26 protein-coding genes are annotated in these 23889 nt (G+C 56.8%); 13 read left to right on the forward strand and 13 right to left on the reverse strand.

Going from position 1 to position 23889, the window contains the following annotated elements; genetic code table 11:
- Positions 1–87 precede the first annotated feature (87 nt).
- Both M2418_RS10735 and M2418_RS10740 read left to right on the forward strand, forming a co-directional pair.
- On the forward strand, positions 88–507 hold the full coding sequence (locus M2418_RS10735) for an Rrf2 family transcriptional regulator (RefSeq protein WP_259146410.1): 420 nt from the start codon (positions 88–90) through the stop codon (positions 505–507).
- Positions 507–1277: a malonate decarboxylase holo-[acyl-carrier-protein] synthase gene (locus M2418_RS10740; RefSeq protein WP_259146411.1), complete on the forward strand. Its 771-nt coding sequence runs from the start codon at positions 507–509 to the stop codon at positions 1275–1277. Before M2418_RS10735 ends, M2418_RS10740 begins: the two co-directional genes overlap by 1 nt.
- A 445-nt stretch (positions 1278–1722) precedes the next feature.
- On the opposite strand, the gene M2418_RS10745 is transcribed toward M2418_RS10740, so the two are convergent.
- From M2418_RS10745 to M2418_RS10755, 3 genes are all read right to left on the reverse strand, one after another.
- Positions 1723–2376: an oxidoreductase gene (locus M2418_RS10745; protein WP_259146412.1), complete on the reverse strand. Its 654-nt coding sequence runs from the start codon at positions 2374–2376 to the stop codon at positions 1723–1725.
- A gap of 157 nt (positions 2377–2533) precedes the next feature.
- Positions 2534–3544, reverse strand: a complete 1011-nt coding sequence (locus M2418_RS10750; RefSeq protein ID WP_259146413.1) for an alpha/beta fold hydrolase — start codon at positions 3542–3544, stop codon at positions 2534–2536.
- An 8-nt stretch (positions 3545–3552) separates the two neighbouring features.
- Positions 3553–4764: an MFS transporter gene (locus M2418_RS10755; RefSeq protein ID WP_259146414.1), complete on the reverse strand. Its 1212-nt coding sequence runs from the start codon at positions 4762–4764 to the stop codon at positions 3553–3555.
- A 124-nt stretch (positions 4765–4888) separates the two neighbouring features.
- Here M2418_RS10755 and M2418_RS10760 point away from each other — a divergent pair, with 124 nt between their 5' ends.
- Positions 4889–5791, forward strand: coding sequence for a LysR family transcriptional regulator (locus tag M2418_RS10760; RefSeq protein WP_259146415.1), 903 nt, complete (start codon positions 4889–4891; stop codon positions 5789–5791).
- A 12-nt stretch (positions 5792–5803) separates the two neighbouring features.
- Here the strand turns inward: M2418_RS10760 and M2418_RS10765 are convergent, their stop codons facing one another.
- Both M2418_RS10765 and M2418_RS10770 read right to left on the reverse strand, forming a co-directional pair.
- Entirely contained in the window at positions 5804–7270 is a 1467-nt protein-coding gene (locus M2418_RS10765; protein ID WP_259146416.1) for a hypothetical protein, read from the reverse strand.
- Positions 7271–7478: 208 nt separating this feature from the next.
- Positions 7479–7928 carry an Rrf2 family transcriptional regulator gene (locus M2418_RS10770; protein ID WP_192491362.1) on the reverse strand — a complete coding sequence of 150 codons (450 nt, stop codon included), beginning with the start codon at positions 7926–7928 and terminating at the stop codon, positions 7479–7481.
- A 527-nt stretch (positions 7929–8455) separates the two neighbouring features.
- On the opposite strand from M2418_RS10770, the gene M2418_RS10775 reads away from it, so the two are divergent.
- Positions 8456–9007 carry a DUF4365 domain-containing protein gene (locus tag M2418_RS10775; protein ID WP_259146417.1) on the forward strand — a complete coding sequence of 184 codons (552 nt, stop codon included), beginning with the start codon at positions 8456–8458 and terminating at the stop codon, positions 9005–9007.
- Positions 9004–10152 carry a KUP/HAK/KT family potassium transporter gene (locus M2418_RS10780; RefSeq protein WP_259146418.1) on the forward strand — a complete coding sequence of 383 codons (1149 nt, stop codon included), beginning with the start codon at positions 9004–9006 and terminating at the stop codon, positions 10150–10152. Before M2418_RS10775 ends, M2418_RS10780 begins: the two co-directional genes overlap by 4 nt.
- A gap of 493 nt (positions 10153–10645) precedes the next feature.
- Here M2418_RS10780 and M2418_RS10785 read toward each other — a convergent pair whose 3' ends face one another.
- Positions 10646–10801, reverse strand: a complete 156-nt coding sequence (locus M2418_RS10785) for a hypothetical protein (RefSeq protein ID WP_259146419.1) — start codon at positions 10799–10801, stop codon at positions 10646–10648.
- Positions 10802–11013: 212 nt separating this feature from the next.
- Between M2418_RS10785 and M2418_RS10790 the strand changes: the two genes are divergently transcribed.
- The 3 genes from M2418_RS10790 (at position 11014) to M2418_RS10800 (ending at position 14982) form a co-directional block, all read left to right on the forward strand.
- Positions 11014–12354, forward strand: coding sequence for an FAD-binding oxidoreductase (locus M2418_RS10790; RefSeq protein WP_259146420.1), 1341 nt, complete (start codon positions 11014–11016; stop codon positions 12352–12354).
- Between the two features lie 244 nt (positions 12355–12598).
- Positions 12599–14605 (forward strand): GAF domain-containing protein, encoded by a 2007-nt coding sequence (locus M2418_RS10795; protein ID WP_259146421.1) that lies wholly within the window; start codon positions 12599–12601, stop codon positions 14603–14605.
- Positions 14605–14982: a response regulator gene (locus M2418_RS10800; protein WP_259146422.1), complete on the forward strand. Its 378-nt coding sequence runs from the start codon at positions 14605–14607 to the stop codon at positions 14980–14982. Before M2418_RS10795 ends, M2418_RS10800 begins: the two co-directional genes overlap by 1 nt.
- A gap of 153 nt (positions 14983–15135) precedes the next feature.
- Here the strand turns inward: M2418_RS10800 and M2418_RS10805 are convergent, their stop codons facing one another.
- Positions 15136–15519, reverse strand: a complete 384-nt coding sequence (locus M2418_RS10805; RefSeq protein ID WP_259146423.1) for a VOC family protein — start codon at positions 15517–15519, stop codon at positions 15136–15138.
- 451 nt (positions 15520–15970) lie between these two features.
- Here M2418_RS10805 and M2418_RS10810 point away from each other — a divergent pair, with 451 nt between their 5' ends.
- Positions 15971–16315, forward strand: a complete 345-nt coding sequence (locus tag M2418_RS10810; protein ID WP_259146424.1) for a hypothetical protein — start codon at positions 15971–15973, stop codon at positions 16313–16315.
- 4 nt (positions 16316–16319) lie between these two features.
- On the opposite strand, the gene M2418_RS25690 is transcribed toward M2418_RS10810, so the two are convergent.
- Positions 16320–17579, reverse strand: coding sequence for a diguanylate cyclase domain-containing protein (locus M2418_RS25690; RefSeq protein WP_310503191.1), 1260 nt, complete (start codon positions 17577–17579; stop codon positions 16320–16322).
- Between the two features lie 455 nt (positions 17580–18034).
- Here M2418_RS25690 and M2418_RS10825 point away from each other — a divergent pair, with 455 nt between their 5' ends.
- Entirely contained in the window at positions 18035–18394 is a 360-nt protein-coding gene (locus M2418_RS10825; RefSeq protein ID WP_259146425.1) for a type II toxin-antitoxin system RelE/ParE family toxin, read from the forward strand.
- Positions 18384–18713, forward strand: coding sequence for a helix-turn-helix transcriptional regulator (locus M2418_RS10830; protein ID WP_259146426.1), 330 nt, complete (start codon positions 18384–18386; stop codon positions 18711–18713). Before M2418_RS10825 ends, M2418_RS10830 begins: the two co-directional genes overlap by 11 nt.
- Before the next feature lie 42 nt (positions 18714–18755).
- On the opposite strand, the gene M2418_RS10835 is transcribed toward M2418_RS10830, so the two are convergent.
- The 4 genes from M2418_RS10835 to M2418_RS10850 form a co-directional block, all read right to left on the reverse strand.
- Positions 18756–19118, reverse strand: a complete 363-nt coding sequence (locus tag M2418_RS10835; protein ID WP_259146427.1) for a hypothetical protein — start codon at positions 19116–19118, stop codon at positions 18756–18758.
- Between the two features lie 145 nt (positions 19119–19263).
- Positions 19264–20019, reverse strand: coding sequence for a S9 family peptidase (locus M2418_RS10840; RefSeq protein WP_259146428.1), 756 nt, complete (start codon positions 20017–20019; stop codon positions 19264–19266).
- A 23-nt stretch (positions 20020–20042) separates the two neighbouring features.
- Positions 20043–20573, reverse strand: a complete 531-nt coding sequence (locus M2418_RS10845) for a GNAT family N-acetyltransferase (RefSeq protein WP_259146429.1) — start codon at positions 20571–20573, stop codon at positions 20043–20045.
- 59 nt (positions 20574–20632) lie between these two features.
- Positions 20633–21103 carry an NUDIX pyrophosphatase gene (locus M2418_RS10850; protein ID WP_259146430.1) on the reverse strand — a complete coding sequence of 157 codons (471 nt, stop codon included), beginning with the start codon at positions 21101–21103 and terminating at the stop codon, positions 20633–20635.
- A gap of 214 nt (positions 21104–21317) precedes the next feature.
- On the opposite strand from M2418_RS10850, the gene M2418_RS10855 reads away from it, so the two are divergent.
- On the forward strand, positions 21318–22229 hold the full coding sequence (locus M2418_RS10855; protein WP_259146431.1) for an NAD(P)/FAD-dependent oxidoreductase: 912 nt from the start codon (positions 21318–21320) through the stop codon (positions 22227–22229).
- Positions 22230–22248: 19 nt separating this feature from the next.
- On the opposite strand, the gene M2418_RS10860 is transcribed toward M2418_RS10855, so the two are convergent.
- On the reverse strand, positions 22249–22980 hold the full coding sequence (locus tag M2418_RS10860) for a bifunctional 2-polyprenyl-6-hydroxyphenol methylase/3-demethylubiquinol 3-O-methyltransferase UbiG (protein ID WP_250982497.1): 732 nt from the start codon (positions 22978–22980) through the stop codon (positions 22249–22251).
- A 197-nt stretch (positions 22981–23177) separates the two neighbouring features.
- Between M2418_RS10860 and M2418_RS10865 the strand changes: the two genes are divergently transcribed.
- A complete protein-coding gene (locus M2418_RS10865) occupies positions 23178–23870 on the forward strand; it encodes an alpha/beta fold hydrolase (RefSeq protein ID WP_259146432.1) in 693 nt (230 codons plus the stop codon).
- The last annotated feature ends 19 nt before the right edge of the window (positions 23871–23889 follow it).

Raw genomic sequence — 23889 nt, forward strand, 5'->3', positions numbered from 1 at the left:
TATCCTTTCATCGCGTAACAATAAATGTTACACGTTAGACCAGATGTCAATATACCGTAACTTTTATTGTTTCAGAAAAGGCCATTCATGAGAACCGACGGTCGGCTTGCCAGAATGTTGCACGTGCTGGTTCACATGGGGTTGCTGGGTGGCCGGGAAACCTCCGAGCGGATTGGCCAGATGCTGAACACAAACCCGGTGGTGGTGCGCCGCACGCTGGGTTCGCTGCGCGAACATGGCATTGTGGAGTCTGAAGGTGGCCGTGGCGGCGGCTGGAAACTGACACGGCCGCTCGACGAGATTACCGTGCTGGACGTGCAACGTGCGCTGACCGCCGGCAATATTCTGACCGCACCAACCTCTGAAGACCACCCGTCCTGCCCGGTGGAACGCGCCTCCAACCGAGTGATCGAGGCGGCGCATGCGGCCGCCGAAGCACGGCTGGTGGAGGCCTATGCCGCAACGACCCTTGCGCAGATTGGCAGCGCGGCGCTGGATGTGACGTGATGGGTGTGGATCAGAACGGGTTTATCCAGACCATTGTCACACCACCCTTTCAGGAGGCATTTCGCCCGCTGCTCGACCATATTTGCCAGCAACTTTCGCCGACAAACCTTCCTTGCGTTCACAGCGTCTATGTCTATGGCAGCGTTGCCACAAGCCAAGCCGTTGCCGGGCGCTCTGATCTTGATCTCTCCATCATCCTGCACGCCGCACCCGCCTCTGATGAGGCGGCAGACCTTGAACAGATACGCCGTGAGGCAGAGACCGCCTATCCGGTGGTGAGCAAGATCGACTTCGACATCGGCCTGCTAAGTGAGGTTTTGCCGTCAGAGGCCGGGATAGCCTGGAAATATTGGCTGCGACACCACTGCCGCTGTCTCCTAGGGGAAGATCTGGCGCTTGGTATCGGGTTGTTTCGCCCATCGCGGCAATTGGCGCTAGCGGTGAATGGCGACTTCGAGAGAGTTCTCGGCGACTACCGTACATCACTGAGCGGAGACATCTCACACAGTACGGCTGCCCGACTGATGCGTGAGGCATCACGCAAACTGATCCGCTCCACCAATGTGTTGCGGCATCATGAGGATATCGACTGGCCGGATACGCTGGATGCTCATGCCAACCGCTTGCGCGACCGTTTTCCGTTCAGGCGTGACGAGATCGATTATTTTCTGACGCAGGCTTTGACACCGCAGGATGAACCTGCAGCCTTTACCGTGCGGCTGCAGTCATTTGTCGACTGGATGGCCGCGCAGAACAGGAATTTGGGCTAAAACGCTTAAACGATGTTTCACAGGTCGTTCCCGCCCTCACCCCGATCATCGTCATTTTCGGGCTTGTCCCGACAATCTGAACAGGTTGCATATTTGGCACCGGCTTGGATCCTCGCCACAAGGGCGAGGATGACGTCGAGTGGGCGGGTCGCGATGCGGCAGAACAAAACCCCTCACCTGAAAAATCTATCACTTAGCAAGCTAAGATGATGATTTTTCTTCCTCTCCCACAAGGGTAGAGGTAAGGGCACGATCCCAACCCATGAACGCTATCCTATGTCGTTCAGTGCAACCAACATACTCCACCTCATCTCTGTGCTTGTCACAGAGATCCAGGCCAGCCCAAGTCTTTGGGCTGAAAAGAAGCCTTTCGCCGCGCAGACGCGCGGCACTGGATGCCCACAGCAAGCACAAGGCATGAGGTGCCTACATAAACATACAAGCCTCACGCCAGTTCGCTGGCCGGGATGATATGAACGCCCGGTTTTTGAGAAATGGCGGCGGTAAGAAGTGCGCGGGCGATGTTATCGGCCGGGCTGACGCGCCACTGGCGCGGCAGAAGCGGGCCAATGAGCCGCATGGCATGCAGGAACACTCGTTCGCCAAGCCGGAACTCAGGCCGTTTGCCGCCGATAATGCCGGGGCGCACGATGGTAAGCGATGTGAAACGTTGCGCTTCCAGTTCCTTTTCCAGCTGACCCTTGACGCGGTTGTAAAAGAACCGCGACTTGGCGTCTGCACCAATGGCCGAGGTCAGCACATAGGTGGAGGTGCCGTAAGCCTTGGCGAGGCGCGCCACATCCAGCGGGTAATCATGGTCCACCCTGCGGAAGGCCAGTTGCGAACCGGCCGCCTTGATGGTGGTGCCAAGCGTGCAGATAACCGCATCTGCCCGCCACCAGTCGGCCTCGGTTGGCAGCTGGTTGAAGTCGACCTGCGGTGACAGGAGTTTTTCATGTGGCGGCAGAGGGCGGCGGGTCGGTGCAATGACCTTGGCCACGGCGGGGTCTTCCAGCGCCAGTTGGAGCACATGGCTGCCGACCAGCCCGGTGGCACCAACAATGAGCACCGTTAGGCCATCGCCTGATGTTTCTGCCATGCCGTTTTCTCCTCGCCAATCTTAGGCCCGTTTGTCTTGGGTCCGCTTGTTTTACCGACAGACGACCAAACGCGTGGAGTGGAAGGTAGGTTGCAGCGCGCAATCCGGCAAGTGCGGGCAACCTGCCGTAAGCGGATGTTACCTTGCGGCACGCCCCTTAACGGGCCAGCAGATCCCGGATTGCCTGTTCGATGAAGACGGTATCGGCATCATTCAAGCCTTCGCCGGCCACATGGCCCCAGGGTGAGTTGAGAATGCGCAGTTCGGCCCTGGCAATCCTTTCCGCTTCATAAGCGGCATCATCCGGCGGGAAATAGAGGTCGCTGGAGCACGGCATGATGATGGTATCTGCCATGATGGCAGCCAGCGCCTTATCGAGATCGCCGCCATATCTGACATTGGCGCTGATATCGGCGTGCTGGCCAGTCCAGATATGCGCAAGCAGGTTGTTGGCATCCCGCTTCAGGAACCAGCCTTCCCAGAAATCGACCAGAAAATCTTCCAGCGACGCGTAACCCAGCGCTGTCTCATCCAGCCTTTGCCGGAAAAAGCCTTGCGAAAAACCCCATGCCGCATAGATGCGGGCGGCAACCCGCAGGCCGCGATGCGGCGGCTTACCATAAAAGCCACCATGAAAATCTGCATCCAGCTCGATGGCCGCACGCACACTGTCAAAAAACAGATGGAAGTGGCGCGAGGTGCGCGCTGCACTCTGGAAGGTGAACAGCCGTTCGACCCTATCTGGAAAGGCCACCGCCCACTCAAAAGCCTGCGCACCACCCAGCGACCAGCCAATGGCCATGTGCAGTTTGGTGATGCCGAAATGTTCCGACACCAGCCGGTGCTGCTGCTGCACATTGTCATGGATGGTGACGTGAGGAAACCTGGCGTCACCTGTTGGTGACGGTGTGTTGCTGGGTGAGCTGGAGAAGCCATTGCCGAACATGTCAGGCACGATGATGAAATATTTCGCAGGGTCCAGCGCCCTGCCCGACCCAACCAGCCAGGCCGTGTCATCATGGCTGGCGGCAAAGGATGTCGGGTAGATGATGGCGTTGTCCTTGGCGGCATTCAACGTGCCGAAGGTTTTATAGGCCAGTTTTGCCTGCCGGATGGTGCGGCGCGACTGCAGGGTGATGTCACCCAGTTCGTAGACGTCATGGGACATGTCAGTGCTCACAGATGGGTTTTGCGTTGAGAAACGAGGGTCGGAAAAACAAGGGTGGAAAAAACAAGGGTGGCCAGCAGCGCCAGCGCGGGCAAGATGGCTGCCAGCGCCAGATTGGTAACAAGGTCGGCCCTATCAACCACCTGCCCGCCCATAAAGGCGCCGGTGGCAATGCCAATGTTGAACACCGAGACAAACAGCGCCGAGGCAATTTCAATGGCTGATGGTGCCGCCTTCATCATCCATGTTTGCAGGGTCACGGACACGCCGCCATAGGCCACGCCCCAGAGCAGCAGCAAGGTGGCACCCATTGCTGGCGTTGCGCCGAGCCAGACGAAACCTGACATGGCGACAACCAGCCCCAGAGCGATGGCCAGAAGTGTGAGCCTGATGTGGCTGATAGCGGCCATGCCGGCCAGAAAGTTTCCGGCAATGCCAGCGGCCCCATATAAAAACAGCAGTGCGCCGACCCATTCCAGCTTCACGCCCGAGACGATCTGCAAGACCGGGCTGACAAAGGTGTAGGCCATGAAATGCCCTGTCACCAGAAGCAGCGTGATGGTGAGGCCAAACACCACAACCGGGCGCGACAGCTGGGTTTTGAACTGGCCAAGGCTGACGGACTGGCGAATGGGCAGTGCGGGCAAGGCCCAGAGGTTAAGCGCCAGCACAATGGCGCTGAACACGGCCATGGCGGCAAAGGCAGCACGCCAACCGGCGAAATCACCAATAACAGCGCCCATGGGCACGCCCAGCACCGAGGCAGCGGCCACCCCGCCAAAGATGATGGCGGTGGCGGTACCAACCGCATGGTTTGCGACCAGCCGCAGCGCCAGACCACCGGCAATTGCCCAGATGCCGCCCATGCAAAAGCCGACAATGATCCGTGCCGCCAACAGCCAGCCCATGGAGGGCGCAAGGGCCGAGGCGACATTGGCAGCCACCAGCAGTGCCAGCAAACCGGCCAGAATATGCCGCCGGTCCACACTGCCAGCCACCAGCAGGACAAAGGGCGCAAACAACGCCGCCAGTAGCGCGGGCAACGAAATCATCAGGCCGGCTGTACCGACAGAGGTTTCCAGCGCCGTTGATATCGAGGTCATTAGCCCCACGGGTAACATTTCCGTGGTGACGACGGAGAATGTGGCCAGCCCCACCGTTAATACGGCAGGCCAGCCGCCGCTTTTTGTCTGATCTGTCGCTGAAATATGCGGTTGCATGAGCCTGCCTGTCCTTGTGCTTTACGCGGCCAAGATGCCGCGCCTGTGAAGACATGCTGTTTACTGGGTCCGAAAAACCGATAAAGTGGCCACACAGGGCAAGACATGGGACGAAACGGATACAATGCTTGATCATTTTGGCGATGTGCTGGCGTTTGTGCGGGTGGCCGACAGTGGCAGCTTTACCCGCGCGGCCGAGCGGCTGGGCATGACACGGTCTGCGGTTGGCAAAAGCATAACGCGGCTGGAGGAAAACCTTGCCACACGGCTAATACAGCGCACGACACGCAGCGCCAGCCTGACCGATGAAGGCAAGCTGTTTTACGAGCATGCGCTGCGGATTTTATGCGAGGTGGACGATGCCGAGGCAACGCTGGCCGAGCGCAACCAGACCCCGAAGGGACGTTTGCGCATTGACCTGCCGACCGCCTTTGGCCGGCTGCACGTGCTGCCAGTGTTGCAGCGTTTTTTGCAGGATTGGCCGCAACTGGAGGCCGATGTTTCATTTTCCGATGATTATTGCGACCTTGTGTCAGACGGTATCGATGTGGCCATTCGCATTGGCGGACCAAGCGATAGCGGCCTGATCCGCCAGATTTTGGCCCCTCACCGGCTGGTGACCTGCGCCACGCCGGAGTATCTGGCACGGCGTGGTTTGCCGCGCACGCTGGATGACTTGGCCGACCACGACAAGATCGTGTTTACCTATGCCAACGGGCTGGTGCCATGGCGCTACCAGATGGGTGGCGTGGCCCGCGATATCAGCGTTCAAGGCGCGCTGCGCCTGAGCAATACCGAAGCGATACGCGATGCTGTTCTGGCCGGGCTTGGCGTGGCGCAGCTGGGTGAATTTCTTGTCGGTGACGACATCAGGCAGGGTCGGCTGATAGCGCTACTGCCGGATTTTGTGCGCGAGGAAACACCGATCTGCGCCGTATACCCGACGCGCCGCCACGTATCGCCCAAGGTGCGGCGCTTTGTGGAGATGTTGCGCGCCGATTGGGCCAATGGCGCGCCTTGGATCTGAACCGTTCCGAAGTTACCAGCGGATCGGGGTTTCCAGCGTTTCCCAGAAAATCCAGCGGAACACTTCGCGGCGCGGATGGTACCCGCGTTCGCGGCCGGGCTGCGCCTCGGAAAACGGGTCCAGCACATGCAGCACACCGGATGCGCTGGCAACGGCGACACGGCCGCTGACCGGATCAAAATCAAATCCGCGCAAGGCCGAACCGAGGAACTGGGTGAACACCGGCTTGCCACCGCTAAGTGGTGCGGCATGCGACCAGCCTGCCCCGCCAATCCACGCCACCGGCTCACCCAGACCATAGACTTCGCCGGGCAGCTGCGTCATGCCATAGGCGCGCAGATAATCATCCGTTGTCTGCGGTTCTTCTTCGCCCGCGTCATTATCACCCTTCAGTGACGCCAGATCGCGGCAGACGGTAACGCCGCTGGAGCCGTAACGGGAGTTTGACAGTAGGCTTTTGGAGTCATCGGTGAAACGCAGATTATAGGGGTAATCGCTCTCAGCCTCGATGCGGCCATGCGGCTCAATGGTGGTCTCGGTGATGCGCTCGACATAATGGCCGCCATAGGCATCCTGCCAGCCATAGGCAACGTAGTGCCCATCAGGTGAGATTGCCACGTGGCTGGCATCTATGTCCAGCGGGCCGCCGAACTTGGCCTTGATGTCCTTGTGGCTGCCTATGTAAACCGGGCAATCATCGGAGCCGACATTGCGCACGCCGTCTTCTGCTTCATCCGCCGTGGTGTCAGCGTCGTCTTCGGCGGCATCATCATCATCGTCTTCGTCTTCGTCGTCCTCATCGACATGGCCGGGGCGTGGCGCCAGCAGGGTCCAGTCGCTGCCGCGCAGCAGCCAGATGCCGAATTCATCACTGGCCAGAACAACGCTTTTGCCATCATCTGAAATTTCAAGGCAACGCACCGTTGTCGCATCGACCTCAATATCTTCAGGCCATGGGGTGATTTCTTGTGTGGCGGGGTCAAAGCCCTCGGAAATGGCAAGGCCCTGCCCGGTGGCCAGAACAATCCAGCGCCGGTTGCGCGAAATGGCCACCATGGTGGCGCCGTCCACTTCGGTGATCTCGCCGCCATCAATGTGCAGCACCTGATCATCCAGCCGCACCAGAAAGGCGTCCGGCCCCAGGATGACGACAGCATGCAGGCCGACATCGCCCATATGCGAGGTGAAAGGTGTGTGGGCGGGGTCAAAACGTTCACGCGCCCGCTGCCAGTGGCCGGCGGCATTCAGCGCCACAACCTCATCCAGCACCGCATCGGCAAATTCTTCATCGCGCTCGTCTTCCACCAGATCTTCGTCGGGACTTTCATCGAGATCGATGATGGCCTCCAGCGCGGCGCAGACATTCAGCGCCTTGGCGCGACCAATGCGGTTCCAGCTGTCAAAGTCATGGGCGGACGGGCCTTCCGATGCCTCTGGCTCGGTTTTATTGAGCAGTCGGGAAAAGATATTGCGTAACATCTGCGGGCATCACTCTCTGACAACAGTCGACAATCAAAGGCCGGTTCCCGGAAATTAATGATTTCCCAGCCAGCTGCGCTTTACCGAACTTCACATCAAGATGTGACGCACGGACAGGCACAACCATACATCGCAAAAATTCGTTCCAGTGGCGATCTTTATTTTTTGGCTAAAACTTGCTTACCGCGCCCTGATCAGGCTCAACAGATCACGCGCTGCAGGACTGGTCCTGGTGCGCGCCTTCGGGGGCGACAAATGTCTTGGCAATGTCAGCCAGAGTGACGCCGGCAAAACGGTCCATCAGGCGTTTTTCCGCATCGGAAAACACATCTTCCAGCGTGGCGTTGACGGCCTTCTCAATCGGGCAACCGGGCATGTCATAGGCCGGACCGACCGCAAAAATCGAAGGTTCGCCCACCGCGCGGTAAATATCCAGCAGCGTCAGTTCTTCCAGCGGCCGCGCCAATGTCCAGCCGCCGCCATGGCCACGTTCCGAGTGCACATACCCCTGCTCACGCAGGCCTGCCATGGTGCGGCGAATGACAACCGGATTGGCATCCAGCATGGTGGCAATCATGTCCGATGTCATGACGCCCTTGTGCCTGCCCATGTGGATCAACACATGCAACATGCGCGACAACCGGCTGTCCTGTCTCATCTGGCTTGCCTCATCTTCTGCCCTGTGAATCTTGCCATACCACAGGCTGCGCCGTTTCGTTACCGCAAATGTGTCGTGAAGAGTCGGAACCGTCGACCCTTTTTGAGCGACAGGTTTTGAGACTGTCACTCGCAGGTGAACCGAAGCCGGCTGTCACCAATTGGTGATGCCACATCAAGCTCTAACCTTGGCAGATGAACGTGGCACTTAACGCTGCAACTTTTGCCCAGCAACGGTGCCAAGAAATCCTCCGATGGCTGCCAGAATGGCGGCAACCAGAAACGTCGCGCCCATGTTTTGAGCGATCCAAACAATTGCGCCAGCAAACAAACCGCTGCCGACCATGTCAGGCAGACGCTTGCAGGACTTTGAAAACCGGCAGCAAAAACCTGAACTGGCGGGTGACCACCTTCCCCACGTCCAGGGTGACGGGTTGGGCTAGGGTTTCGTCTACTCAACTATTAGGCGTAATAGAGCATTTACCACTGATGGTGCATGTTGGCTAAACTTGCCATTAGAGTACCGCCATGGTCACCGCACCTTATTCAGTTCAAAGCGCCCGTCAGGGTTTGTTTTCAATTTCGTATGTAAGGGCAGTTGCCGCAGCGGCCGGCTGCGGTGTTGCGGTGCCTGAACCAGACGATGACAAAGTTGACGTCACTATTTCCTCGAGAGTTAAAGGAACCGTGCAAAGAAGCCCGCTCATTAATATCCAAGTGAAATGTCAAGCAAGCGGCGTGGCAACGGGGTCAACGGTTCCATACGTCATTGACGCTGACACTTACGAGTCTTTGATTGACCCCTATCATGTAGTACCACGTATTCTAGTGGTAGTTCTGGTACCAAATGACATGCAAACTTGGCTGAACCATAATTCTGCCGCAACGACTTTCCGGCATTGCGGGTATTGGGTTTGCCTGAAGAATGAGCCTCCCCTGCCAATTGGACAAGGTACTAGAACTATTCATCTACCTATACAAAATCGTTTTGACCCGTTCCAACTACAAGCAATGATGCAGCAAGTGGCTGACGGCAAGGATCTGACGCAGGCACTTCTTGTGGGAGGGGTTATTCAATGAAAGCGTCGGTAACTGATCCTGAATTGCTTCGAGCAATCAACCCCATATATGCTGTTGCCTACCTTCGTGGACATGGATGGACTATGTCCGCAGTTGTGGAGGATCGTTTTTCGGTATGGCATAACGAAAGGGATGACGACGCGGAAATCCTGCTCCCGATAAGCGAATATGCCCCTGATTTCGTATCCGTTATGGCGAGAACACTTAGGCAGTTGGAAAACGTCGAGGAAAGGTCACAGCTCGAGATTCTGCGAGATCTTATGAATTCTGGCTTTGATGTCGTTAGAATAGCCTCTCAGTCCCCCGCCACGCGAGACGGGACGGTGAGGATTGAAGACGGGCTCAAGATCTTTGAGAACGCGAGGGAGATAATGCTTGCGGCAGCTTGCGCATCCGTCCAGCGGAGGCCGGTCTTTCATTCAAGAAAGCCACAACAAGCCACTGACTTCTTACGAAAAGCGAGATTTGGCCAAACCGAAGTGGGGAGTTTTGTTTTAACGATTTTAGCGCCAATTACGCCGTCGTTGGGGAGAGTCGATCTCTTTGGTCACGACATTGATGAGACCCCGTTCGAGCGATCTGTTACAGAAACTCTTGCAAAAGCGATTGGGAAGATGGTGAGCGCTGCGGAAGCTACAGCTCTCCGTGGCTTCCCGGCATTCCAAGAAGCAGTAAAAGATGGCGTCAGCGCGAACCTTTGCGAAGCAGTTGCAGATCTTCTGAAGGCAGACGAAAATAGCACACTCAAATTCGATTTCGCATGGGCAATCAACCGTCCGAAGCCTGCAATTAGACCCATACTAATTCCGCAGAGTATTGTGGGAAGCCTGCAGGCTGCCGCGGATTATTTCCGTGCGACCGACACTTTTGAGAATTATGTTGTTCAGGGTCCAGTTGTTAAGCTCCAGCACGAAGCCGGAGAGGATACTGGAAGAGCAACAATACTTGCGGACCTTGAGGGCCGAGCCAGAAAGGTGGGGGTAACGTTGCCTCTATCACAATACAACGTTGCCGTAGAAGCGCATAGGAATTACCGACCGATCCGAATGACTGGAGACGTGGTTAAGGAAGGACGTGGTTATACCCTCCAAGACTTGAAGCGTTTAGATGTTGTATTTGATGATGAGGCAGACAATTTCAATTGAGGCTGATGGCGCTCCAGGACAGGACTGGCGCTCTTCCCCTGAGCTATGGGGTGCTGTACGTTAAGTTAGCAGGAGCCTGTGCCGCCTTTAAAGCAAATGGTGGATCACATACAATCAATACGTCGATTGACCGATCAAGTCTCGCTGGTTCATCAAGCGTGAGAATTTCGCCAAACTCTTTTTGTTAGCAAATTGCCTATCAATGCCAGGCGGCAAAGATGCTTGAGGCGTTGCGACGCTTGAAGGGCCGTTAAACGCACTGCTCTGCATGTGCGCTGCCGCTCATCCGCCGGGTTTCAATGCCAGATTTTGCAGCAAGCGCTGGAGGTTTTGGCGTGCCCTCGCCTCATAGAGATTGCGGAAAGGCGGGGTAAGATAGATCTGTGGCTCGTCGAGGAACGAGCGAAAAACTGTCACATGCAGGAGAAACAAAGCCGGCTGTCGGCAACTGATGATGTCAGAACAGGCTCGGATCTTGATGGATTAAAGGCACTTAACGCTGCAACTTCTGCCCAGCAACGGTGCCAAGAAATCCTCCGATGGCTGCCAGAATGGCGGCAACCAGAAACGTCGCGCCCATGTTTTGAGCGATCCAAACAATTGCGCCAGCAAATAAACCGCCAACCAGACCAGGTAAAAACTGTCTCATCGTCACCTCCAATTTGCACCATGACAGGGTAGACAATTCTGCGTTGAACGCAAATCACCCCTTGATCGCATGGAGGAATGACCGGCCATAGGCAAGGCATGAAAGCTTATTGGACCGTCACAGCCTACCTGCCCTCACTATTCCCCCCCACCTTGAACGCCCCATGGCACAGCGCTAAGGATTGGTGATTACTCTGATCCAGGAAATGCGCGATGTTCCCGTTCTCCGAGGCTGATGCGGTTCAGCATTCCGGCCCAATACCCCAGAAATCCGAGGTGGTGATTGTGGGTGGCGGGGTGATTGGCGTGTCGACAGCGCTTTATCTGGCCCGCAACAACATTGAGGTGACGTTGCTGGAAAAGGGGCGCATTGCGGCCGAACAATCCTCCCGCAACTGGGGTTGGATCCGCAAGCAGGGCCGCGATGCAGACGAGCTGCCAATTGTCATGGAGGCCTGCCGCCTGTGGCAGGAGCTGGCGCAGGAATGTGGTGAAGGCATTGGCTTGCAGCGGACCGGCGTGACCTATCTGGCGCGCACACCTAAGGATATGGCCGGTTTTGAAGACTTCATGAGAATTGCCGCCGCCCACGCTCTCGACACCCGACTGATTGACGGGGAAGCCGTGCGGCGGATGATACCGGGCATGGCGCGCAATTTTGCCGGTGCGATGGTGACGCCATCCGACATGCGAGCAGAGCCATGGCTGGCCGTTCCGGCGCTGGCGCGGCTGGCGGCGCGCCGAGGTGTTCGCATCATCGAAAACTGCGCGGTGCGCGCAGTTGATACGGCTGCCGGTGCGGTGCAAGCGGTATGGACCGAGCACGGAAAGATAGAGACATCCAACGTTCTGGTGGCCGGGGGCGCATGGTCATCGCTGTTGTTGCGCAAACACGGCGTGTCCATTCCGCAGCTGAGCGTGCGGGCAACGGTTGCGGCCACCGAACCGATGCCGGAACTGCATGCCGGTGCAGTGGCAGAGGATGACATTGCCTTTCGCCGCCGACAGGATGGCGGTTACACGCTGGCGGCCGGCGGCAGCAACGTGCTGTATGTTGGGCCGGACGCTTTTCGCCACGCAACCAAATATATGCCGGCACTCAAGGCACATCCGTTTGGCACGCGATATGCGCCGATGGCCCCTTCTGGATATCCCGATGCCTGGACCACGCCGCGCAACTGGGCGGCCGATGAGGTGAGCCCGTTTGAGCGGATGCGGGTGCTGAACCCTGCCCCCGGCAAGCGCAAGTTGCGAGCGATAGAGCGCGGTTTCAACATGCTGTTTGCGCAGGCCAAACCCGTCCGGTTAAAAACCACATGGGCGGGCATGATTGATGCGATGCCGGATGTCGTGCCGGTGGTTGACCGGGTTGCTGCGATCAACGGCCTGTTTGTGGCAACGGGCATGAGCGGCCATGGTTTTGGCATTGGCCCGGGCATTGGCCGGGTGATGGCAGACCTTATTCAAGGCAATGAAACCGGCCATAACCTGCACCGCTTCCGCCTGTCGCGGTTTGCACCGGGAAATACCATTCGCCCCGGGCCGGCACTGTAAGATTACGGGCCTCAGCAGCAACTGTTAGCGCACTGGATAAGATGCATGAGTTCCCTGCCCCGTCAGCGTGTCCTGCCGCGGGCATATGGGATTGTTTTTACGAAAATTTTATGCGGGGCGAAGGAACTTTAATTGCCACTGCTCGTTCATCAACCCGATGGGCAGCGTTCACTCTCAAAGGATAGCGATAATAACCGTCCTGGAACTGCACAGATAGGTTAACCCACGTGACTGCGAGAGTGCCTTGCGACAGACCAACTATGATGACCAGACTGATCTGCATGAGAGAATTGAGGCGCTTGAAGCCTATGATATCATGGATACCCCGCCAGAACCGGAGTTTGACGGCATTGTGCAGATTGCCCGCGTCATTTGCCGCACCCCCGTTGCGCTGATCAGCCTGGTGGAAGAAAACAGGCAATGGTTCAAGGCCCGTGTCGGCTTTGAACCCTGCGAGACGCCAATGGCAGGGTCTGTCTGCCAATATGCGCTGCTGAGCCGCGAATTGCTTGAAATACCCGACCTGACGGCCGATCCGCGCACCAAGGATAACCCGCTGGTTACGGACGAACCGTTCATCCGATTTTATGCGGGCGCCCCACTGATTACCCCAGACGGAATTATCATCGGCAGCCTGTGCGTGATCGATACGGTCATACGGCCTGAAGGACTGGACGAAGAACAGGCGGACGGCCTGCAGGCGCTTGCCTCGCAGGTCATTGCGCTTTTTGAAGCGCGTCGATTATCCCAACGCAAGGATGATCTGTTTCGCCGCCAGAAGGGCATTACGGCCAGTTTGCGCAACGCGGCGAAAGAAACGCTTGCCGCGCAGGAGGCTGGTGGTGTTGGCACTTTCGAGATTGACCTGACGCGCAACGAATTGCGCGCATCGCCGGAGTTTTACCGGATCTTTCATCTGCCGCCGGCGCGGTCATACCCAACGTCGGTGTTTGAGACGATGGTTTTTTCTGACGATAAGGGCACGCAATCGACACAGGCCAACCGCGCCGATGGCTCGGCAGCACTTGATGTGGAATACCGCATCAATACGCCAGCCGGTTTGCGGTGGATTTCCCGGACTGCAAACTTCATTCGCGGCGAAAACGGCCTGCCGGTGAAAATGATCGGTGCGGTGAAGGATGTCACAGTGACCCGGCGTGCGGCAGCGCGCATACAGGCGCTGCTGGACCTGGGCGACCGGCTGACACAGCTGAGCGACATCGAGTCCATGGCATCTGCCGCCGCAGACCTGATGGCCAAAGCCCTTGATGCGACCCGCGCCGGTTTTGGCATTGTAGACCCTGTCAATGAGACAGTGTTGATGCAGCCGCAATGGACTGCACCCGGCATTACGCCCGTGACCGGCTTGCACCATTTCCGTGCTTATGGCAGCTTTATCAACGATCTGAAAATGGGCAATCCTGTCGTCATTCCTGATGTGACGCAGGACCCACGCACCGCTGCAAATGCACAAGCACTGCTTGATCTGGGCATTCGTGTGCTGGTCAATGTGCCGGTTATCGACCAGGGCAATTTCAGCCTTGTCGTCTTCGTTCACCATGACATGCCCTACCAGTGGTCGAATGAAGAAATTGCCTTTGTGCGCAGCTTTGGCGACCGCATACAGGCGGCGATTGCGCGTGTGCGGGCAGAGTCTGAGCAACAGTTGTTGCACCGGGAAATGGGCCACCGGCTGAAAAACACGCTGTCCATGGTGCTGGCCATTGCCACGCAGACCCTGCGGCCGGTCAAGGAACGGCAATATGTGGAAGCCTTTGAGCGCCGCGTTCACGCGCTGAGTACCGCCCACGATGTTTTGTTTGAGCGCAACTGGAGCAGCGCCGCAATCGTGCAGGTGATGGAACGGACCTTCGACCGGCTGTCCGTGCGCGACCGCGTGGTGCTGCAGGGCGAAGACCTGACCTTTGGCCCCAAGGGCACGCTATCGCTTTCCCTGCTGCTGCATGAGTTGACGACAAATGCCATCAAATATGGCGCGTTGTCGAACACGACAGGCAAGGTTGTGCTGCGCTGGTACCTGACGGGTAAAGGCGAGAACACGACGTTCCACCTTGACTGGCAGGAGAAAGACGGTCCACCGGTTCACGACGTAGACAAGGCGGGGTTTGGATCGAAGCTGATTAAAATGGGCCTTGGTGGAACAGGCAAGGTAGACGTTCGTTATGAGTCATCTGGACTCATTCTCCGGATGGAAGCAACGCTACACCAACTCCAACAGGCCGAACACTAATGGGTACATTCAATCCGCCCAAGAAAAATGTCGTCCTTGTTGTTGAGGATGAACCGCTACTGCTGATGGCTGCTGTCGACCTTGTTGAAGAAGCAGGTTTTGAAGCGGTCGAGGCACGCAATGCCGATGAGGCTATAGAGATATTGCTGGCCCGCGAAGACATCCGGATTGTGTTTACGGATATCGACATGCCGGGCAGCATGGATGGCATGAAGCTGGCGGCCATGGTGCGCGATCGCTGGCCACCGGTGGAGATCATCATCGTTTCCGGCCATCGCAAGGTTTCCGATGACGACCTTCCTGCACGCAGCGTGTTCTTTTCAAAACCCTACGACGTTGACCGCGTGACAGCGCAATTGCACGCAATGGCGGCTTAACAAACACCGCCACCTGTGCGCAGCACCCCCACGGGACTTTCTTCCCATAGCGGCCCTTCTCTAATTGGTGGGCTGAAGTCTTCTTCGTCTATCTTCTAACTGTCGGGAGTCGAGTATCGTCCACAGTTGGCCCAAAGCGAGGTCTGATGTCTTCTAAATCTGATCGGATTGGATCCGCCACGGTGGATTAATACGGTTACTTCCAGCTAGGTACAGTAGGATACGATTTCCACCAGGATCAAAAAGTTCAGCTTCTCGCCAAAGCCAACTCTGGTCCTGCGGAGGGGTCGAGAACGCGATTCCTGCAGCGGTTAGGCTATGATATTTTTCATCTAAATCGTCACATTCGAAGTAGACGGTGGTTCCGGCGCTTACATCGCCGCCCTTGTGTAAAGAGAATGTGCTGTTTCCGTCAGGGCAGACAAAACGTACATAGTCCGGCCGTGCATCCACCACTGGAACTAAGCCGAGAGCGCAATAGAATGTCCAACCCTCATCAAGGTCCGGCATAGTCACAGTGACTTGGTTGAGATTCATTCCACTTCCTCTCCGAGCCTTGAAGCAGCGGAAAGTTTACGGAATTTTTCGTTAATATCAATGACCGCAATAGGCGCAAAGCAGCCGAAATCTGTGCTCGACAAAGTCGGCGTTATAGCGTTCGACATTCGCGGCCCGCGCTTCTCTGCGGGATCGGCGATTGGGCCTCCCATGATGGGGTTTCGCAGATGAAGTGGTTTAATCTATGCGGGACGCCATGATCCGGGCGTAGTCGGTCCCGCCGCCCCGCTGCGCGGCCACTATGCTGGGGTTCCTGCGGCGACACTTATCCGACCCTGGCGTCGAGAACTACCGAAATCCCGCCTGAGCGGCGGTCCTATAATATTGTCGCAGGCGCAATTTTTTGCCTGTTTTTCCGTTTAAATATTGATGTGATGACCACATGGCAGATGCCATGACCGCAAAAGCTATGTTTGATGAGAGAGCCCACATGAGCAATTCCTGTCCCGTGCTGACGCCTGAGGAGCGCAAACTCAACGACATTATCGAACGTGCCAGTGCACAGATGATGCAGACGGTGCTGGAGGCGCTGGATGCAGCAAGCAGCCAAGTTGCTGCGGAGTGGAAGAGCGTAGAGACGCAGGAAACCCCGCCGCCTTACGACTATTTTGCAGCGGTCGTTCATCAGCGCATGTTCTTGCACCTGTGCGGTGCCGACGCCGAGACAATGACCGGTGGCGATGCGGACCTGGCCGGACACCTGATCCGCAACCAGCAGAACATTGTCGCGCATTACGGTTGGGCGAAAAAGGACAAAACCGACCCCGCCGTTTGAGGCTTTAAAACTGCATCGCATCCTTGCCGGATGCCTTGGCATCATAAAGCAGCGCATCCGCCTCGTTGATCAGGGCCGTTATATCCCGTTTGGCCGCGCTCCAAATGCCACCAATACTGGCGCGCACATGGGTGGAACCACCCGAAATCAGCACCGGTTCCCGCATTCTTTCAAGGATACGTTCTGCAGCCGCCATGCCAGCAGCACGGCTTCCGGCTACCACGACCACGAATTCGTCACCGCCGGTTCTGGCAACGAGATCATGGCTGCGCACCGCGCCCTTGATGCGCCGCGCGGTTTCGCACAGCACCACATCTCCAACGCCGTGGCCATGAACGTCATTGACCTGCTTGAAACCATCCAGATCCAGCGCCAGCACCACAAAACCATCGGCAGATTGCAGGGCGGTAAATTCAGCAACCAGGCCGCGGCGGTTCAGCAGGCCAGTCAGGGCATCCGTGCTGGCGGTTTCCTCCAGTTGTTCAATGCGGCGGCGCTCATCGGTAAAATCAATGGCCATGCCGACGATCTTCAGCGGCCGGCCATCACCATCGCGCAGCAAGCGCCGGTCACAGCGCATCCAGCGTTCTCCCTGAATGGTATCCAGCCGGTATTCAGCAACATTCTGGTCCAGTTCGCCTGAGATCAACGGCGTGAGATCTGCCTGTGCGCCGTCATTGACATTCACACGGCTGACATAGCGCTCCAGATCAAGCCGGGCGGCGGTCTGCCCGCCGATGAACTGTGCGAGACGATCCGAGGTTTCAAACTTGCCGCTAGGGATGTCCATATGCCAGAACCCGCCCCTCACCGCTTCCATGGCCAGTTCCAGCTGTGCGGCGCGTTCGGCCAATTGCCGCTCATGTTCCTTATGGCGGGTAATATCCTCGATCTGTGAAATGAAGCGCACCACACGGCCTTCGGCATCGCGCATGGCGGCAACATGGATCATCACATCAACCACGTCACCGAGAGGCTGCACATAGCGTTTTTCGATGGTGTAACCATCCCGACGACCCTGCAAAACCTGCTGGAACTGGTGCATGTCTGCGTCGATATCGTCCGGGTGGGTGAAGTCCTTGAAGTGGGTGCCAATGACTTTTGTTATAGGCAGACCGACCAGCCTTGCAAATGCGGCGTTGCCTCGCAGGATCCTCCCCTCAAGATCGACAAGCGCAATGCCTATCGGTGCGTGATCGAACGCAAAATCGAACAGCTCCAGACGGGTGGCAGGATCATCCGTTGTGTAGGCTTGCTCCGCCATATTTTCCTCCGCAAACAAGCGTGCATTCAACACACTATCATCTGTACGCTTAATCCCCTCAGCAGCGAAAGGTTTCGTCTGACACCAAGGAGATTGTGCAAATGGTTTACGGGCCATTGGCTTGGGGCGTTTTGACACGCAGACAGCGCATGAATTCAGCGACCTTTTGCAACCATTGTTAGAAATGATATCTGCAAATGAACAAGGAGAAGAATAACTGGCAAGCTGGTTTTGCAGGGAAAGCGGCGAAGACGATGTGCGGGCGGTTGCAATTGAAGTGTCAAACGTCTTGTTTCCAAACACCAATTCAAGGACACAATATTTCCAGGCACATTGTGAATGTGCGCGAACAGCGCTCAGCGTATTCAATCCTGACAACCTGATCGTAAAGCGTTGAGTTATGTTTTGCGAAATCTTGACTTTATATCTTTGAAGATATATTTCTGAGGTCGATAATGTCCTATGACGTGAAGTTCCATCGTGAGTTCGTTCCAGAATGGAAGGCTTTGGAAATGGGACTTAAAGAACTGGTTGGCGAGGTTTTGGACCACCTTGAAGATGATGGCCCGTTTCTTGGTCGTCCTGAGGTGGATACGCTTTCCGGGTCCGGTCATGCCAATATGAAAGAGATCCGCGTAAGATTTGGCAAGCAGGTCTGGCGTTTTGCCTTTGCCTTCGATCCTGATCAGGCTGCCATTATTCTGTGCGGAGCGGCTAAACAAGGCAAGAGCCAGGAACTGTTTTACAAACAGTTGATCGGCAAAGCAGACCAGCGTTTCAATTCGTGGCTGAAGGAGAAAAAAGATGAGCACTGACTGGAAAATACTGCGCGCCGAACTGCCGCAAGATGTTCGTGCACGTCTTGATGAAAAACGCGAAACACGGCGTCTGGGCAAGGCTCTGGCGGAAGTGCGCAAAGCCATGAATGCAACCCAGCAGGATGTTGCCGTACGCGCCGCCATGACACAGAACACGATCTCGAAAATCGAGAGCGCCGATGATGTGCTGATTTCCTCTATCGTGCGTTACATGCATTCGATTGGCGGTGGTGTTGAACTTATCCTCAAAACACCGGATGGCAATGCAAAGCGGGTTGATTTTGATCCCGAGATTTATGTGAAGCAATACGCATAATCACGCGGGGCCCAAACCAATATCACCACATGGAGACGCTGCTTAAAAGCAGGAATGCTCGGTTATGCGGTTGCCGACACGGTAGACCTTGCCGGTTGCTGGATAAGCGTTAAAAATCACATATCTGCGCTGCGGGCAGATAAGCTCGAGAGATTTTTTGTGGCAGGACAGAGTGTCGGTTTTTCTGGTCACGCCATCACTCACCACGGTACGGCCCCTGTCAACGCTCTGATCACACAGAAATCCCTTTTTGACAGCCATTTCGCGTGCAGTATCAAGGCTGACGCCAACCGCATTGATCTTGCTGACTTCACGGGCATGGCCACGCTCTGATGCACGGGTGAAACCGCAACTTGTGAGGGTCAGGCTGAGGCCGGTTATCAATAACACTGAAATACGATTCACGTTTTTTCTCTTGATTCCATTCACTTAACTTTGGCAGCGCCACGATAACGCCCGCGAGCGTGAAGCACAAGACAACACCTGTTTGCAACCAGAGTGCCGTCCTCTTTGCATGGGTATTTTGGCCCGAAAGATGTGCGACCAGGCGTTAGTGAAGCGTCACAGCCGGTCTGAATATCCGTGTCAGGAAATCCTTGAGGATCGGCATGACCAGCTCGCCAGCCAAGCGATGTCCCGCATACAATCTATGCAGGCTGACCGGCACTCCGGCCTCTGCAAGGGTCGCTGAAAATAGTTCCGCTTGATCGACAGGCGCACGGTCATCATTGACACCATGCAGCAGCAAGGTCTCGGCCGTGATCCGCTGCGCGTGGTGCAGCGCCGAACGGTCAGAAAAGGCGCGGTCGGTGGCGCCGCTTTCGGTCTTGATGGTCTGCTGCAAACCTCTTGAGCTGCGCTCATAGGCGTCTCGCAGGTCGTACACGCCACTCGATAATATAAGCGCCCTCAAGGTTTGAATTTTCGTGGCGACCATGGCCGATGCGACAGCGCCACGGCTGTTGCCGTAAAGCACGATGCGGTCAGGATCGACCATTGGTTGCTGCTCCAGAAACGCCAGTGCCGCGATGATCGCGTGCTGGGTGGCTGGGCCGCAGAAATCCGCTGGCCCGTCAGATGCACCAAAGCCCGGTTGCGAGACCGCAGCGGCCGTAATGCCAAGACGCGAGGAGAAACGGATAAGCGAGCCGTTATCGGCGAATTCCTTGCCACCCAGCAACAGCCCGCCCTGATTGCCATGCACAAAGAGGATGGCACCATTTGTTGTGGCAGGCGGCGCAGACAGGAACAGCTCAACGCGCGCGCCGTCGTCCCTTTCAATGAAATGTTGCGTTACCGCCGTCACGCCATGATCTCCTCAAATCGCGTTTATCGAACTTTGCAATACAGAAATGCGTCTCTTGGCTCAGGCGAGACATTGGGGTGAAGAATGTAACGGCGCAACACCGCTTCACGGGTCATGCCAGCCTTTTCCATGACCCGCGACGAAGCAATGTTTTCGACATCGCACATCGCCTCGGTGCGGAAAATTGCCGGGTGTGCCAGCGCATGATCAACCAGCCAGCGAACAACCTCGCTGGCAATGCCCTGCCCCCAATGGTCACGCCTGGTAATCCAGCCATAGGACACACGTGCCTGATGGCTGCGCGGTTCCACCGTTCCAATAATCTCATCAGGTGCAGTGTGCCGGGCAATCAGCAACGGGAAACTTGTGCCCACCTGCCACGCACGCTCCGCACCCTCCAGAAAGCTTACCGTTTGCTCCATGCTGGAATGCGGTTTCCACGCCAGATACCGTGTTACCTCCCGGTCGGTCGCCCAGCCCCGATGCACGGATATGGCATCCGATACGAGCGCTTTGCGAACAATGAAACGTTCGGTGTTAAAAGTCTCTGGCACGCGATATGTTGCTGGCATCATACCCTCATGTTTTTGTTTCGTTGAGCCTGTCACAGCACTCAATGCGACATTTCAAACAGCAGAAGGTGTTTGACGGGCTGGCGCTGCACAAATTCGGCCTCGACATGGCGCAGCACATGGCGCTGGCCAGCAAAGGGCACCATATCGACGGCGCTTGAAAACGTGGTCCAGCAGAACGCGCTGTGTTCTTCGTTCAGCACGACTTCAGCCGTCGCATCCACATAGCCGACGAACACCGGTGCCAACGTGATGGCGTCGCGGTCCGCCTCATAAAACTGTTCGCAGATATCGGCGGAATAAAGCCGTGTGCAGGAAAGCCCGGTTTCTTCCTTCACCTCGCGCAGTGCCGTTTGCCAGGCCTTTTCACCGTCTTCGATGCCACCGGCAATCTGGCACCACTCCCCAACCAGGGTGTGGTTGCGGCGCAGCAGCAGCACTTGCGTTTCCGCACCGACTTCACGCAACACGACAACGGCCACGCCAAAACTGCGGATGGGTATGTCTGCCATGATCACATCACTCCCGGTTCACGTCGCCCAAGTCTATTTGCACAATCCCGGCGATATTAGGAAGCCGATAAATACAGCCCTAACGGGAATTTCAAACACCGCCTGCTGCAACGGCAACTTCCCATCATCAATTCGTCACATCAAATGTATCATGACTATTGACTTCACAATATCACGATACTTATGTTGCGACGAAAGATTGATGAGGTATTCCATGACTGACACGATGTACGACGTTATCATCATTGGCGGCAGCTATGCCGGCCTTTCCGCCGCCATTCAGTTGGGCCGCGCGCGGCGCAAGGTGCTGATTATTGATGAAGGCCTCCGGCGCAACCGTTTTGCCGCCCACTCCCATGGTTTCATTACGCAGGATGGCGTTGACCCGGCAGTGATTGCCGCCAAGGCACGCGAGCAGGTTTTGAACTACCCGACAATCACCTGGCTTTCTGCCCGTGCAGACAGTGCGCAAAAAATGGCGACTAGCGACACGGATGCGGGTTTTGAAGTGTTGGCCAAGGATGCACGCCACCAGTCTCGCCGCCTGTTGCTGGCCACCGGCGTCAAGGATTTGCTGCCAGCCATAGAGGGTCTTGCCGAGCGCTGGGGCAAAGCGGTGTTTCACTGCCCGTATTGCCACGGTTATGAGTTGAACCAGGGGCCGATTGGCGTCATTGCCGGGTCCGAACTGTCCATGCACCATGCGCTGATGCTGCCGGATTGGGGGCCAACAACGCTGCTGTTGAACGATGCCTTTACCCCTGATGCCGAGCAGCTGGCGGCGCTGACAGCACGCGGTACAACGCTGGAACGCTGCCCGATTTCCGCCATTACCGGCCATGCCGACATAAATCTTGCCGATGGCCGGGTGCTTTCCTTCGCCGGCCTGTTTGCCATGGCGCCGTTTGAGCTGGCGAGCCCCATTGCCCATGATCTGGGGCTTGAGATGGAGCAAGGTCCGCTGGGTGCGACCATCAAGACCGACGTGATGAAGGAAACCTCCCTGCCCGGCGTGTTTGCCTGCGGTGATGCCGCACGGCCAATGGCCTCCGTGGCGCTGGCGGTGGGTGATGGCAATCTGGCGGGTGCCGGCGTGCATCGCTCACTGATGTTTGGCACGGTTTGAGTGCCGCACCGCCACCAGTTCAGGCGCGGTGCGCTGATACCAGCAGCATCATTGGTCGTTCCAGCTCTTCTGCAAGGGCTGGAACCTCCGCGATCTGTTCTGCTGTCGGGTAAAATTCCTTGATCTCACGGATGGTGAACCCTGAGGTGATCAAGCTATTGAGTGTCGTGGCGATGGTGCGGTGATATTTGACCACCCCCTTGGCGAACCAGTCCGTGCGGCGCTCTCCCTCCACGGAATAACCATTGACCGGCCAGGTTTTGCGGCCGTCCTCATCTTCAATCCAGTGCGGGTGGGCCGCCGCCATAAAGATGGGATGTTCTATCGTGAACACGAAGTTGCCACCAGGTTTGAGGGCCGTATGAACCATGCGGACAAGACGGGCAAAATCCCTGACGTAATGAAAGGCCAGTGCGCTATAGGCAAGATCGAACTGCGACTGCGGCAATTCCAGCGTTTCAAGGTCGGTTATGTCGTAGGTGATTGCGCTGGCGGACGTGTCCCGTCTGGCGCGGTTGATCATGTTTTCCGAGAGATCAAGCCCCAGAACGCTGGCGGCACCCTGTCCGGCCATCCAGCGGGATGCCCAGCCGAAACCGCAGCCGAGATCCACCACATGTTTGCCGGCAAGTGGCGGCAGCATGGCACGGATGGCCGGCCATTCCGGCGCGCCATCCAACCCATGCACCTGACGCGGAAGCTGGCTGTAACCGGCAAAAAAGGCCGGATTGTCATAAATATTCTGCGCCACGCGAAACCTCATCCTGTCTGTATTGCCACCTATCCCTTGTCACGTGCGGAGTGGCAGTGTTTGCTGAACTTCGAAGCGCGCAAGGATAGTCATATCGATGACAATCGCAATATTTGCGCCTATTACGGGGCATCAGTAGCCAACTCATCTGTGTTGCGCTAACTCAGGAGCAACCACGCAATGACGATGGACTAGATATGTCGATGCTTCTGATACCCGGTTTCATGCTGGATGCCGACCTGTGGCGCGATGTGACGCCGGGTCTTGATGAATTTGGGCCATTTGTGCATGCCGATCTATTTCAGGACGGCACGATCAAGGATATGGCCAGCCGCGTGCTGGCGGGGGCGCCGGAGACATTCATCCTCGTCGGGTTTTCGATGGGCGGTTATGTGGCGCGCGAAATTGTGCGCCAGGCACCTGAGCGGGTTAAAGCACTGGTGCTGATTGCCACGTCTGCGCGTGGTGACACGGAGGTGCAACGCCAGCGGAAGGAAGCTGTGGCAAACAAGCCGGACAGTGTTTCCTTCAAGGGCATGAGCACGGCGGCCGTCGCCTCCTCCCTGCACCCAGACAATGCCGGACGGCAGGACCTGATTGCCCGCATTCAGGCCATGGGCGAGCGGCTGGGCAGCGATGTGTTTCTCCGGCAATCGCTGCTGGAGCGGGTGGATGAGCGCCATTTGCTGGCCGATATCAACCGTCCCTGCCTGATTTTAGCAGGTGAACAGGACAAGCTGCGCAGCCGTGCCGAGGTGGAAGAACTGCATGACGGCATCAGCGGCTCCAGCTTTCAGGTGATAGAAAAGACCGGCCACATGATACCGCTGGAAGCGCCGGATGAACTTGTAACAGTGATGCGGCAGTGGCTGGATGGCGTTGCGACGTAAAGGCAGCGCAACCGGTTTG

Origin of the sequence: Rhizobium sp. BIGb0125 (assembly GCF_024810055.1) — a bacterium.
Classification (GTDB): Bacteria; Pseudomonadota; Alphaproteobacteria; order Rhizobiales; family Rhizobiaceae; genus Agrobacterium.